We start from the raw sequence: 13,401 nt of genomic DNA, 5'->3' as shown, positions 1-13,401 counted from the left end.
TCTTGTCCTTTCATTTTACCCTTCACCCTTTCAATGCCCTGGAGGGCACAACAGGAGGTCGTAATGCAGACCCAGATCCTCGAACGCATGGAGTCCGATGTCCGGACCTATTCCCGTTCCTTTCCGGTTGTCTTCACCAAGGCGCAGAATGCCCGCCTGACCGATGAAAGCGGCCGTGAGTACATCGACTTCCTGGCCGGTGCCGGCACCCTGAACTACGGCCACAACAACCCGCACATCAAGCAAGCGCTGGTCGACTACCTGGCCAGCGACGGCATCGTCCATGGCCTGGACTTCTGGACCGCCGCCAAGCGTGACTACCTGGAGACCCTGGAAACGGTGATCCTCAAGCCGCGCGGCCTGGACTACAAGGTCCACTTCCCGGGGCCGACCGGCACCAATGCCGTCGAGGCCGCCATTCGCCTGGCCCGTGTGGCCAAGGGGCGTCACAACATCGTGACCTTTACCAACGGTTTCCACGGCGTGACCATGGGCGCCCTGGCCACGACCGGCAACCGCAAGTTCCGTGAGGCCACCGGTGGCATGCCGACCCAGGGCGCCGCCTTCCTGCCCTATGACGGTTACCTGGGGGAGGGTACCGACACCCTGGACTACTTCGAGAAGCTGCTCGGCGACAAGTCCGGCGGCCTGGACGTGCCGGCCGCGGTCATCGTCGAGACGGTGCAGGGCGAGGGCGGCATCAATGTCTCCGGCCTCGAGTGGCTCAAGCGCCTGGAGGGCATCTGCCGCGAGCACGATATCCTGCTGATCGTCGACGACATCCAGGCCGGCTGCGGACGCACCGGCAAGTTCTTCAGCTTCGAGCATGCCGGTGTGATCCCGGACATCGTGACCAACTCCAAGTCGCTGTCCGGCTACGGGTTGCCCTTCGCCCATGTGCTGATGCGCCCCGAGCTCGACAAGTGGAAACCCGGCCAGTACAACGGCACCTTCCGTGGCTTCAACCTGGCCTTCACCACGGCGGCCGCCGCCATGCACAAGTACTGGAGCGACGACACCTTCGAGCGCGATGTGCAGCGCAAGGGCAGGGTGGTCGCCGACCGTTTCCAGCAGATCGCCGCCTGGCTCAGCGAGGAGAAGGGCATCGAGGCCTCTGAGCGGGGCCGCGGCCTGATGCGCGGCATCGACGTGGGCAGCGGTGACATCGCGGACAAGATCACCGCCCAGGCGTTCGAGAACGGCCTGATCATCGAGACCAGCGGCCAGGATGGCGAGGTGGTTAAGTGCCTGTGCCCGCTGACCATCACCGACGAGGACCTGCTCGAGGGGCTCGACATCCTGGAAAACAGCGCCAAGCAGGCACTCAGCTGATAGGCTTGTAGCTATCCTGCGCCTCGCCGTGCTTGGCCGGTGGGGCAAGGGGTCATCGGCCGGTCTCGCGCCGGCCAGTCACTGGACCGGAACAAAGGGAGTTCATCCATGATCGTTCGCAATGTCGAGAAAGAACGCCAACACGGCGAACGCCTTGTGGCGGCCGAGAACGGCAACTGGGACAGTACGCGCCTATCGCTGGCCGACGATGGCGGCAACTGTTCCTTCCACATCACGCGGATCTTCGAAGGGACCGAGACCCACATCCACTACAAGCACCACTTCGAGGCCGTCTACTGCATGGAAGGGGAAGGCGAGGTGGAGACCCTGGCCGACGGCAAGATCTGGCCGATCAAGCAGGGGGACATCTACATCCTCGACCAGCATGATGAGCATCTGCTGCGTGCCAGCAAGACCATGCACCTGGCCTGCGTGTTCACGCCGGGCCTGACCGGCAAGGAAGTCCATCGCGAGGATGGCTCCTACGCACCGGCCAACGAGCCGGACGACAAGACCCCGATCTGATCGGTCCTTGCCGTCTGCGGACAAGGCCCCGGGCTCCCAGGCCCGGGGCCTTGTCGTCTCCGGCCGGCCCTCAGGGCGACGCGCGGGTGAAGACGATGGTGATCTCGGCCAGAGTCACCCCGAACTTCTGCATGGCGGTGCGGTTGATCAGCCGACCGTCGGGCTGCAGGTACATCCAGTCGTCCATCGTGAAGGTGATGTCCCGCCCGTCGAGGGGTACCGCCAATGGGTAGCGCATATGGAAGACATGGCCGACCTGACGCGCCTCGACCACGCCCTCCACATCGTCCGTCTGGCCGAGCCAGCGACCTCCCTCACGACGCTGTAAGGTCCAGACCCGTCGGTCGGTCTCGCCATCGGCATAGGTGAAATGCTCGTCCAGCCGCAGGGTATCACCCTCCAGGTGGCCATCGATTTCCACGGTAAAGCGGCGCAGCACCTCGCCGGAATAGTCCTGGACCATGCCCCAGGCCCGGGTCTGGCCGTCGAAGTATTCCCCGATGTCGAGCCGCGGCGTGGTGCCTGCGTAGCGCGCGATATCGACACCGGCGCAGCCGGACAGCAGCCAGAGCGCCGCCATCAGGGCCGCGATCCGCCATCCGGATGGCCTGCTGGGCATCGGGTCACTTTCGGGAGATCGTCGCCGAGCAATATTGTACATTAAAAGAATCCTTGTATAGTCTGTGAATAGCAATATAGCGAGCATCCTGTCGGTATGCCAGACACGCGAGACATCGCATGTGAGGCACAACGCCTGGGTTCGCATAATGTATATTATGTTAAATATTGATGATCGCCTTTCGATGAGGCGCACCCCATCCTGAGCGTTGGCCCTTCATGACTAGCCATAGACGGGCCGGGAACTCATGATGGGCAACGGATTCTTCTCCCTTCAGGCCCCTGGCAGCGATACGGCTCGGTCGACACCCTAGCGGACACTGACCCATGAAAACCTTCGTGCGTCTCATCATCGTCATCCTCGTGCTGGCCGTCGTGTTGGGGGGCATCTTCGGCTGGAAATACGTTCAGCAGCAACAGAGCGAGGCCCAGCGGGCACAGGCGCCGCCCTCGACGCCGGTGGAAACGGTACGCATCCAGCCGCAGTCCTGGCGCGCGGCGCTCACGTCGGTGGGGTCGCTAAGGGCGATCAATGGCGTCGAAGTGGCCAACGAGGTCCCCGGCGTGGTCAGCCAGGTGGCCTTCGAGTCCGGCCAGCGCGTTAGTCAGGGGGACGTACTGATCCGCCTGGAAGACAGCGTCGACCGGGCAGCGCTGGCCGCCCTGGAAGCCCGGGCCCGTCTCGCCAACGAGACCTTCCAGCGCTATGCGGACTTGTTACCCCGCAACGCCATCTCCCAGTCCCAGTACGACGAGGCACGCGCCAACTACCAAGCCGCACAGGCGGATGTCGAGCAGCAGCGAGCCCAACTGGCCAAGAAGACCATTCGTGCCCCCTTCGAGGGGGTCGTAGGCCTGCGACAGGTGGACCTGGGCGAGTACCTCAGTGTCGGCACGTCGATCGTCGACCTCAATATGCTCGACCCGATCCATGTCGATTACAGCGTGCCGGAAAGACAGCTCGAGCGCGTCGCCCCGGGCCGCGCCGTCGAGGTACGGGTGGCGGCGTATCCCGACCGCCTGTTCACCGGTGAGACCCTCGCCGTCGCGCCATCTGTCAATGCATCGAGCCGCACCCTAGATGTGCGGGCCAGGCTCGACAACGCGGACCATGCGCTGCGTCCCGGCATGTTTGCCGATGTCAGCACCCTGGCGCCCGAGACGCGTGAGGTCCTCACCCTGCCCCGCACCGCCCTGTCCTTCAATACCTACGGCGACTTCGTCTTCCAGGTGGTGGAAGACGACCAGGGGCAGACCATCGCCTCCCGCCAGCAGGTCACCACCGGCAGCGTGCGTGGCGATGAGATCGAGATCCTCGACGGGCTCGAGGCCGGCGATCGGGTCGTGGCCACCGGGCTCTTGAGGCTGCGGGATGGCCAGCCGGTCTCGGTGACCGAGCAGGCCCAGGGCCGTGATAGCGCCGATAAGACAAGGACCGTCCGTGACGAGAAGGTAGAAGGCTGATGAGATTCACCGATACCTTCATCCAGCGGCCGGTGCTTGCCACCGTGATCAGTCTGCTGATCCTGCTGATGGGATTGCGAGCCGCCATGGAGATGGAAGTTCGCCAGTACCCCGAACTCGAGAGTACGGTGATCACGGTCACCACCGCCTACCCCGGCGCGAGTTCCGCCCTGGTACAGGGCTTCGTCACGACCCCCCTGCAACAGGCCATCGCCGAGACCAACGGCATCGACTTCATCGAGTCCACCAGCATCCAGGGCGCCTCGACCATCGAGGTAAACATGGAGCTCAACTACGATGCCAATGCTGCACTGGCCGAGGTGCAGGCCAAGGTGGCGAGTCAGCGCAGCGTGCTGCCCGAGGCGGCCGAAAGCCCGGTGATCGAGTCGTCGACCGGTGACTCCACGGCCCTCATGTATCTGGCCTTCTACTCCGATCGCATGGCGGTGCCCAGGATCACCGACTACCTGATCCGTGTGGTACAGCCCAAGCTGCAGGCACTCCCCGGCGTGGCCAAGGCCAGGAACTTTGGCCAGCGCCTGGCCATGCGAATCTGGCTCGATCCGCAGCGCATGGCAGCCCTCAATGTCACGCCCGGCGAGATTATCGACGTCCTGCAAGACAACAACTACCAGGCGGGCGTCGGCAAGACGCGCAGCGAGTTCGTGGCCATCAATCTGACCACCGATACCGACATCACCGACCCGGCCCAGTTTGAATCGCTGGTGGTGCGTAACGACGGCGGTAACCTGGTGCGCCTGCGCGATGTGGCGCGCACGGAACTGGGCGCCGAAAGCTATGACAGCACGGCCTGGTATAGCGGCACGCCGTCGACCTTCATGGCCATCGAACAGGCACCGGGGGCCAACCCTCTCGAGGTGGCGCGCGCCGTGCGCGATGCGCTGCCAGAGATCCGCCGGCAATTGCCGGCGGGGCTCAATGTCGTGCTGCCCTATGACGCCTCGGAGTTTATCGAGGACTCGATCCGCGAGGTGATCAAGACCCTGCTCGAGGCCATCGGCATCGTGCTGGTGGTGATCTTCCTGTCGCTGGGGTCCTTTCGGGCGGCGCTGGTGCCGGCCGTGGCGGTGCCATTGTCGCTGATCGGTGCCGCCTTCGTGATGCTGAACTTGGGGTTTTCGCTCAACCTGCTGACGCTGTTGTCGATGGTCCTGGCCATCGGCCTGGTGGTGGATGATGCCATCATCGTGGTGGAGAACGTGCATCGCCATATCGAGAATGGCGAACCGCGCTTCCAGGCCGCCATCAACGGTGCCCGGGAAATGGCGGTGCCGATCATCGCCATGACCACGACGCTGGTCGCGGTCTATGCCCCTATCGGCTTCATGGGGGGATTGGTCGGCTCGCTGTTTACCGAGTTCGCCTTCACCCTGGCCGGCGCGGTGGTGATCTCGGGCATCGTCGCCCTCACCCTATCGCCGATGATTTCGGGCAAGGTATTGAAGCCCCACGGCAACCCGTCGCGCTTCGAGCGGGGTGTCGAAGCCACCTTCAACGGCATGGCCAATGGGTACCGCACCCTGCTCTCGCGCACGCTGGACACCGTCTCGGTGCCGGTGGTCTTCGCCACCGTGGTATTGGCGTCGATCTACTTCATGTTCATTACCAGCCAGAACGAACTGGCTCCGACCGAGGACCAGGGCATCATCTTCTTCCAGGGCACCGCACCGCAGACGGCAACCCTCGAATATCTCGAGCGCTATGCCAGTGATATCCAATCACGCATGGAGCAGATCGAGGGCTACCACGAGTCCTTCATGATCCTGGGCGGCACCAGCGCCGACACCATCTTCGGCGGCTTCAAGATGGAGCCCTGGAGCCAGCGTGAGGTCTCCCAGATGGAGGTCATGCCCAACCTCCAGGCAGCGCTGTCCCGGGTCACCGGCCTGCAGACCGCAGCCTTCCCGCGACCGTCACTTCCCGGTTCCGGGGGTGGCCTGCCGGTCCAGTTCGTGCTGACCACCGGCAACAGCTACGCGGAGCTCAACGCCATGGCCGACGATCTTCTCGGCCAGGCCATGGCCAGCGGCAATTTTACCTTCCTGCGCAAGTCCATCGATCTCGATCGGCCGTCGACCCGTATCCAGGTGGATCGTGACCGGGTGGCGGATCTCGGCCTGACCATGGCCGATATCGGTCGAGCCCTCTCGGCCATGCTGGGCGAAGGCTTCGTCAACCGCTTCAGCATGGAAGGACGCAGCTACAAGGTCATTCCTCAGGTCGAGCAGGCCTTCCGACTCGATGCGTCGATGATCGACGATTACTACATCGAGACCGACGCCGGGGATCGGGTGCCGCTCGGCAATCTGGTGAGCTTTGCGGATACCGTCGAACCATCCAAGCGCACCCAATTCCAGCAGCTGAATTCGGTGGTTCTCGAGGGGGTGCCTCGCCCCGGCATCGCGCTCGGGGATGCCCTCGACTGGCTCAATCAGGCCGCGGCCGACGGCCTACCCCCCGCCTACTCGGTCGATTACAAGGGGCAATCTCGCCAGCTGATGACCCAGGGTAGTGCTCTGGTACTGACCTTCTTCCTATCCTTGATCGTCATTTATCTGGTACTGGCTGCTCAGTTCGAAAGCTGGCGTGACCCGCTGATCATCCTGGTCTCGGTGCCCATGTCGGTCGCCGGTGCCATGGCCTTCATTACCCTCGGGATCTCCAGCCTCAACATCTATACTCAGGTGGGCTTGATCACCCTGATCGGGGTCGTCGCGAAGAACGGGATCCTGATCGTCGAGTTCGCCAACCAGCTGCAGCATGCAAAGGGCCTCGGCAAGCGCGAGGCCGTGATCGAGGCATCGGCCATACGGCTACGTCCGATCCTGATGACCTCGGTGGCGCTGATCATGGCCATGGTGCCGCTGCTGGTCGCGACCGGCGCCGGGGCAGTGAGCCGCTTCGACATCGGCTTGACCATCGCGTCGGGCCTCGGGATCGGCACTCTGTTCACGCTGTTCGTGCTTCCGGCGTTCTATCTGCTGCTGGCACGGGATCACAATGCCGCCAGGGATGCCGGTGTCGAGAGGTCAGCCAAGGCGTAAGGACGACGAGCACCGCTTCACCTCGGGGCCCTCACATGGACAGCACCGGCTTTGCTCCTTATCATCACTTCACCTTGAACATGCCGACGGTGGTCAGGGTCGGATTTCGACGGCTCAATACACGAGCAGGAGTCACATGCTGAATCGTTCTTCATACCTGATGGCATTGGTCGGACTGGCATTGATGGGCGGCTGTACCTGGCTACCCACGGATCAGGAAGACCCCCACGATCAGCTGGCCACCACGGCCCAGCTGGATGCCTATGCCAGCAGGCTGGAAGGGGTGATCGTCAGCCAGTGCGCCGATCAGCAGTACCGCTCCGAACAGGTTCAGCGCCTCGATCGAATGGGGGCCGATATCCGCGAGGTCGGTACCCTCCTGCGCCACCTTCAGGACGAGGTAGCCACGCTCGACCGGGTCACGCCCGAGCCGTCCTCTACCACCAGCTGTTCCCTGGAGACTGGCCAACTGGCCAACAAGGAAGTACTGGGCCGCAACGAATGGGTCGGGCTACCGGATGTCGGGACCTATCTTCAGGCTCGGGTCGACACCGGGGCGCGGACCTCATCGCTGGCCGCCACGGATATCACCGCCTTCGAACGGGATGGCGAGAACTGGGTGCGCTTCAAGCTGAGCCTCGACGAGGATGACGTCGTGGTCGAGGATGTCCGAGACCAATGGATCGAGGCCGCCGTGGAACGTCGGGTGCGCACCACCCAGGCGGGTGACGAGGACTCCCGGCCGGTAATCCGCCTGCTGATGACCCTCGGCCCGCTGCGCGAGACGGTGGAGTTCACCCTCGACGATCGCCCTCCCCTCGACTACCCGGTCCTGCTGGGCCGACGCTTTTTGATGGACATCGCCGTCGTCGACGTCGCCGGACAGTACCTGCATGCGCGTCCGGAGTTCCCCGGAGGAAGTCCGGCCGATGAAGCCGCCGCCGACGAGGCGGCCGAACGCGATGCGCCCAACGCCTGACCCTGGCCGCTTTCTCCTCCCGATTCGCCAAGGATCTTCCCATGTCACGACTGCCCTTCTACCTGGTCGTCGCGCTCCTGCTGGTCGCCGGCATCGCCTTGACCCTCCATCGCCATCTCCAGTTCGAGGTGCCCTGGACTCCGGGAGAGCAGCGTCAGGTCTGGGAGATCGAAGCCCAGGTGAACTTTCGCGCCGATGGCGGTCCGGCCAAGGTCAACATGGCCCTGCCATCGAGCCAGGAGGGTTTCCGGGTATTGACCGAACATACCGCCTCGCCCGGTTACGGCCTGACCTACCTGAACGAGAATGGCAGCCGCCGCGCCGAGTGGTCCATCCGCGATGCCTCCGGCAGCCAGCAACTCTACTACAGCGTTCAGGTACTGGTCGCGCCCCAGGCCAGTCCAGCCATGGCCCCACCGCCACCGAGTCCTGTGGATGTCGTCTGGGAGCGCCCTTATGACACGGCCGCCGCCCAGGTGATCGACCGGGCCTGGTCACGCAGCGCCGACGCCTACACCTTCGCCCGGGGGCTGATCAGCGATTTCAGTGACGAACGTCAAGGCGAGAATGCCCGCCTGCTGCTGACCCAATTCGATCGCGTCCCCCTGCTCGTGCGGTTGCTCAACCAGGCCGGTATCCAGGCCCGCGAGGTCAGCGGCCTGATGCTCGAGCACGGACGGCGGCGCCAGAGCCTGACCTCCTGGATCCAGGTCTTCGACGAGAGCGGCGAGTCGGTGCTGTTCAACCCGGCTACCGGCGAACAGGGTCGCCCCGACAACCTGTTGCTCTGGGAGGCCGGCGGCCAGGCCGTGCTGGAGGTCCAGGGCGGCAGCAACTCGCAGGTCTCCTTCTCGATGCTCAGTCGCAACCAGCCGGCCGCCTCCGCCGTGCGCCGCCAGTTGGCCGAGGACACCGGCACCCTGCTCAATTTCTCGATCCACAGTCTGCCCCTAGAGGAACAGGCCCTCTTCCAGACCATCCTGCTGATCCCCATCGGTGCCCTGGTGGTGGTCCTGCTGCGGGTGCTGGTGGGCATCAAGACCTCCGGCACCTTCATGCCGGTGCTGATCGCCCTGGCCTTCATCCAGACCACGCTGGTCACCGGGCTGATCGGCTTCTTGCTGGTGGTGGCCGTGGGCCTGGTGATCCGTAACTACCTCTCCTACCTGAACCTGTTGCTGGTGGCCCGGGTGACGGCGGTGATCATCACGGTCATCGCGATCATTTCGGTGTTCTCGGTGCTTTCCTATCGCTTCGGCCTCAATGCCGGGCTGACCATCACCTTTTTCCCGATGATCATCCTGTCGTGGACCATCGAGCGGATGTCGATCCTCTGGGAGGAAGAAGGCCCCAAGGAGGTGCTGATCCAAGGGGGCGGTAGCCTGCTCACCGCGGTATTGGCCTACCTGGCCATGAACAATCCCTGGATCCGTCATCTCACCTTCAACTTCCTGGGCATCCAGCTGATCCTGATGGCCGTGATCCTGATGCTGGGCAACTATACCGGCTATCGCCTGCTCGAGCTGCGCCGCTTCAAACCGGTCACAGAGGACTGACGCCATGTGGAGTTCCCCCGGCAAGCTGCGTGCCAAGGGCATCATCGGCATGAACCGCCGCAACATCCGCTATATCGGCCGCTACAACAACCGGCGTCTCTATCCGCTGGTGGACGACAAGCTGAAGACCAAGCTGCTCGCCCAGGCGCATGGCATCACCTCGCCGGCCTTGATCGGCACGGTGGCCACCCAGTTCGGGGTCAAGCACATCCGTCAGATGCTCGACGGCCACGCGGGCTTCGTGATCAAGCCGGCCAAGGGCAGTGGCGGCAAGGGCATCCTGGTCATCGAGCGCGTCGAGGGGGGGCAGTACGTCAAGCCCAGCGGGCTCCATCTGACCCTGAGCGATGTCGAGCGCCATGTCTCCAACATCCTCTCCGGCCTTTATTCCCTGGGAGGGTCGCCGGACGTGGCGCTGATCGAGGGACTGATCAACTTCGATACGACCTTCGCCGAGTACACTTACGAGGGCGTGCCGGATATCCGGGTCATCGTCTTTCAGGGTTACCCGGTGATGGCCATGATGCGTCTCTCCACCGCCGCCTCGGATGGCAAGGCCAACCTCCACCAGGGTGCGGTCGGCGTGGGCATCGACATCGCCACGGGGGCGGCCATCCGTGGGGTGCAGTTCGACCGTACTCGCCATGACCACCCGGATACCGGCCACGAGCTTGCCAGCTTGAAGATCGCCGGCTGGGAGACGCTGCTGCTGCTGGCCGCGGATTGCTACGAGATGACCGGGCTTGGCTATCTCGGCACCGACATGGTGCTGGACCGCGACCATGGGCCCATGCTGCTCGAGCTCAATGCCCGTCCGGGGCTGGCGATCCAGATGGCCAATGGCGAGGGACTCCGGCCGCGCCTGGACCTGGTCGAGCGCCAGACCGAGGCGCGGGATGCCGCCCAGCGCGTGGCCTTCGCGCAACACCACTTCGCGCGTCACAGCGAGCTCGAGACCGGCCTCGCGCTGGCTCCAGAGCAGGCCGGCGCGTAGAATACAGGCCTCACCCCGAGCCCCTCATGCCCATGACCGATTCCCGCCTCCTGCTCCACCAGGCCGAGCGACAGTGCCAGCGACGCGGCGTGCGCTTCACGCCCATTCGGCAGCGGGTGCTGGAAATGATCGCCGAGGCGAGCGGCGGGTTGAAGGCCTATGACCTGCTGGACCGCCTGGCGGCCGAGCATGCCGCGGCCCGTCCGCCGACCGTCTATCGCGCACTCGACTTTTTGATCGAACAGGGGCTCGTGCATCGCATCGAGTCACTGAACGCCTATGTGGCCTGCCCCTGCCCAGAGCACACCCACGGCTTCCAGTTGCTGATCTGTCGCGACTGTGGACGCGTCGAGGAGCTGCATCTGGACGACATCAATGCACAGCTCGCCCGCCGCGCCCGTGAGCTCGGCTTCGCCGTGCAGCGTCAGACCATCGAACTGCTGGGGCGCTGCGACAGCTGCCGGGGCCATGAGGCGACCGGGTCCTGACCTTTTGCCAGGAACTGCCATGCACGACACCTTCAAGACGCTGGAAACCGCCGCCGTCGAGACCCGTCGACCCCTGCCCGAGATCCTCGACGCCATCCGCTTCAATGCCGATGGCCTGATTCCGGCCATCGCCCAGCAGCACGACAGCGGCGAGGTGCTAATGATGGCCTGGATGAACCGCGAGGCCCTGGAGGAGACCCTGCGCACCGGCCGGGTCTGCTACTGGTCGCGTTCGCGTGGCACGCTATGGCGCAAAGGCGAACGCTCCGGCCAGCAGCAGCGCCTCCAGGGCGCGGCCCTGGACTGTGACGGCGATACCCTGCTGCTGCAGGTCGACCAGACGGGGCCCGCTTGCCACAGTGGCCGGCGTAGCTGCTTCTACGTGGCCCTGGAAGGCGATCAGGCGCGGGTGACCAGCGCCCCGCTGATCGACCCTGCCACCCTCTACGGCCCGCGCTGAACCATGCGCGGCCCTGCTCTCCTGCGACACGCCCTGGTCCTGGCGATGATCAGCCTGATCAGGCTCTACCAGCTGACCCTGAGCCCCCTGCTCGGCCCGCGCTGTCGCTTCTGGCCGAGCTGCTCGAGTTATACCCTGGAAGCGCTCCGCGTCCACGGCCCCGTCCGTGGAACCTGGTTGGCCGTGCGACGCATCACGCGCTGTCACCCCGGCCGCGAGGGTGGGATCGACCCGGTACCGGGCGGTCCCAGCGAGACCCTGTGTCGGGAGGACCCGGACCTCGACGAGCGGTTTCGCTACTGCCCCGCTCACGACCGCGACGCTGACTCCCGACGCGATCCCCTGTAGTAGCGGGCTACCACCTGTTCCTGGCCTGCCTATGCCACACTGCTGCCGGACATCCCACCCCAACGCTAACGATGAGGAGTAACGCCATGTCCGGTAAGCGAATCCTGATGCTGTGCGGCGACTACGTCGAGGACTACGAGACCATGGTCCCCTTTCAGGCCCTCAAGGCCGTCGGCCATCGCGTCGACGTGGTCTGTCCCGACAAGCGCGCCGGCGACAGCGTGGCCACGGCGATCCATGACTTCGAGGGGGACCAGACTTACACCGAAAAACCGGGACACCGTTTCACGCTCAATGCCAGCTTCGAGGAGGTCGATCCGGCGGCCTATGACGGGCTGGTGATTCCCGGGGGGCGGGCACCGGAATACCTGCGTCTCGACGCCCGGGTAATCGAGATCGTTCGGCACTTTTTCGAGGCGGACAAGCCCGTGGCGGCCGTCTGCCACGGTGCCCAACTGCTCGCCGCCGCCAAGGTGCTCGAGGGTCGGCGCTGTTCGGCCTATCCGGCCTGTCGTCCCGAGGTGGAGCTCGCCGGTGGCCATTATGCCGATATCGCCGTGGAAGATGCGGTGACCGACGGGAACCTGGTCACCGCCCCGGCCTGGCCGGCGCACCCGGCGTGGCTGGCCCAGTATCTCGACCTGCTCGGGACGCGTATCAGCCACGCCTGAGGCGGCGACTTGCCGATCCCCTCGCCAGGCGGCATGCTGTCGTCTGGCACTTCATGCGGCGGTACCGCCATGCCGTCAAGGAGACCGGGACCATGTGCAAGCTTTTCAGCGGCGCCGACCCTGCCTTGTGGGAGTCGCAGACCCGCTCTATGCGCCTGGACGGCGTCTGCACCAGTGTACGCCTGGAGAGATTCTTCTGGAGCGTGCTCGAGGAAATTGGCCGCCGCGACCGGCTGAGCGTGAGCCAACTCATCGCCCAGCTCTCTCGTGAGTGGGACGAGTCGGGACGCGATGTCGACAACTTCGCGTCCTTCCTGCGTGTCTGCTGTGGCCGCTATCTCGCTCTGCAGCTGGCGGGAGAGGTGCCGACCCGGCAGGAGGCCTCCCTCGCCGCCCTGGATGCCGATGCCATCCTCGCGCGGGAGCGCCACTATCGCCCGGCCGGAACGGCGACGGCCGCCCGTCAGGCCGAGGCCGCCTCCTGCTCGGCCACCCGGTAGATCCGCTCCAGCATGGCATTCAGGCCGTTGCTGCGGGTCGGCGACAGGTGCTTGTCGAGCCCCAGGTCCTTGAGGAAGTGCGGGCTGGTGGCGCGGATGTCCTCAGGCCGGCGATCGTTGTAGATGCGCATCAGCACGGCGATCAGCCCCGAGACGATGGCAGCGTCGGAGATTGCCTGGAAGTGCAGGCGCTCGCCCTCGCGGCGATGGTGCATCCAGACATTGGACTGGCAGCCCTGGATCTTGCGCTCATCGGTCTTCCAGTCCTCGGGGAAGGTCGGCAGTTGCTTGCCCAGGTCGATGATGTACTGGTAGCGGTCCATCCAGTTGTCGAACAGCTCGAACTCCTCCAGGAGTTCCTGCTGGGCCTGCTCGGCGGTGGTCTCGGTGGTCATAGGCAC

Annotated in this window: 14 protein-coding genes; 12 read left to right on the top strand and 2 right to left on the bottom strand. The window is 64.7% G+C overall.

All coding sequences use genetic code 11. The annotated features are described in order from the left end of the window. Nucleotides 1–63 precede the first annotated feature (63 nt). Entirely contained in the window at nucleotides 64–1,332 is a 1,269-nt protein-coding gene (gene ectB, locus FHR94_RS01740; protein ID WP_183323881.1) for a diaminobutyrate--2-oxoglutarate transaminase, read from the top strand. A 108-nt stretch (nucleotides 1,333–1,440) separates the two neighbouring features. Beyond that, complete coding sequence (locus FHR94_RS01735) at nucleotides 1,441–1,857, top strand: ectoine synthase (protein ID WP_183323880.1); 417 nt, start codon at nucleotides 1,441–1,443, stop codon at nucleotides 1,855–1,857. 70 nt (nucleotides 1,858–1,927) lie between these two features. Here the strand turns inward: FHR94_RS01735 and FHR94_RS01730 are convergent, their stop codons facing one another. Continuing rightward, nucleotides 1,928–2,476, bottom strand: coding sequence for a DUF3833 domain-containing protein (locus FHR94_RS01730; protein ID WP_183323879.1), 549 nt, complete (start codon nucleotides 2,474–2,476; stop codon nucleotides 1,928–1,930). A gap of 326 nt (nucleotides 2,477–2,802) precedes the next feature. Between FHR94_RS01730 and FHR94_RS01725 the strand changes: the two genes are divergently transcribed. The 10 genes from FHR94_RS01725 (at nucleotide 2,803) to FHR94_RS01680 (ending at nucleotide 13,000) form a co-directional block, all read left to right on the top strand. Then, nucleotides 2,803–3,939: an efflux RND transporter periplasmic adaptor subunit gene (locus FHR94_RS01725; RefSeq protein WP_183323878.1), complete on the top strand. Its 1,137-nt coding sequence runs from the start codon at nucleotides 2,803–2,805 to the stop codon at nucleotides 3,937–3,939. After that, a complete protein-coding gene (locus FHR94_RS01720; RefSeq protein WP_183323877.1) occupies nucleotides 3,939–7,004 on the top strand; it encodes an efflux RND transporter permease subunit in 3,066 nt (1,021 codons plus the stop codon). Before FHR94_RS01725 ends, FHR94_RS01720 begins: the two co-directional genes overlap by 1 nt. Before the next feature lie 136 nt (nucleotides 7,005–7,140). Beyond that, complete coding sequence (locus FHR94_RS01715) at nucleotides 7,141–7,983, top strand: ATP-dependent zinc protease family protein (RefSeq protein ID WP_183323876.1); 843 nt, start codon at nucleotides 7,141–7,143, stop codon at nucleotides 7,981–7,983. 41 nt (nucleotides 7,984–8,024) lie between these two features. After that, complete coding sequence (locus tag FHR94_RS01710; protein ID WP_183323875.1) at nucleotides 8,025–9,539, top strand: inactive transglutaminase family protein; 1,515 nt, start codon at nucleotides 8,025–8,027, stop codon at nucleotides 9,537–9,539. 4 nt (nucleotides 9,540–9,543) lie between these two features. Continuing rightward, nucleotides 9,544–10,533 carry an alpha-L-glutamate ligase-like protein gene (locus FHR94_RS01705; RefSeq protein ID WP_183323874.1) on the top strand — a complete coding sequence of 330 codons (990 nt, stop codon included), beginning with the start codon at nucleotides 9,544–9,546 and terminating at the stop codon, nucleotides 10,531–10,533. Nucleotides 10,534–10,565: 32 nt separating this feature from the next. Continuing rightward, complete coding sequence (locus FHR94_RS01700; protein ID WP_183323873.1) at nucleotides 10,566–11,021, top strand: transcriptional repressor; 456 nt, start codon at nucleotides 10,566–10,568, stop codon at nucleotides 11,019–11,021. A 19-nt stretch (nucleotides 11,022–11,040) separates the two neighbouring features. Continuing rightward, entirely contained in the window at nucleotides 11,041–11,481 is a 441-nt protein-coding gene (gene hisI / locus FHR94_RS01695) for a phosphoribosyl-AMP cyclohydrolase (RefSeq protein ID WP_183323872.1), read from the top strand. 3 nt (nucleotides 11,482–11,484) lie between these two features. Continuing rightward, nucleotides 11,485–11,829, top strand: a complete 345-nt coding sequence (gene yidD / locus FHR94_RS01690; protein WP_183323871.1) for a membrane protein insertion efficiency factor YidD — start codon at nucleotides 11,485–11,487, stop codon at nucleotides 11,827–11,829. Nucleotides 11,830–11,915: 86 nt separating this feature from the next. Then, the gene (locus tag FHR94_RS01685) at nucleotides 11,916–12,500 is read left to right on the top strand and encodes a DJ-1/PfpI family protein (RefSeq protein ID WP_183323870.1); all 585 of its coding nucleotides are present in this window, start codon (nucleotides 11,916–11,918) and stop codon (nucleotides 12,498–12,500) included. 92 nt (nucleotides 12,501–12,592) lie between these two features. Further along, nucleotides 12,593–13,000: a ribbon-helix-helix domain-containing protein gene (locus FHR94_RS01680; protein WP_183323869.1), complete on the top strand. Its 408-nt coding sequence runs from the start codon at nucleotides 12,593–12,595 to the stop codon at nucleotides 12,998–13,000. On the opposite strand, the gene FHR94_RS01675 is transcribed toward FHR94_RS01680, so the two are convergent. Continuing rightward, nucleotides 12,964–13,395, bottom strand: coding sequence for a SufE family protein (locus FHR94_RS01675; protein ID WP_183323868.1), 432 nt, complete (start codon nucleotides 13,393–13,395; stop codon nucleotides 12,964–12,966). The two genes, FHR94_RS01680 and FHR94_RS01675, sit on opposite strands and share 37 nt — an antisense overlap. Nucleotides 13,396–13,401 lie beyond the last annotated feature (6 nt).

This window comes from Halomonas cerina, assembly GCF_014192215.1.
Taxonomy (GTDB): Bacteria; Pseudomonadota; Gammaproteobacteria; order Pseudomonadales; family Halomonadaceae; genus Halomonas; species Halomonas cerina.
The sequence above is the reverse complement of the archived record's forward strand: the minus strand, read 5'-3'. Positions and strand labels throughout refer to the sequence as shown.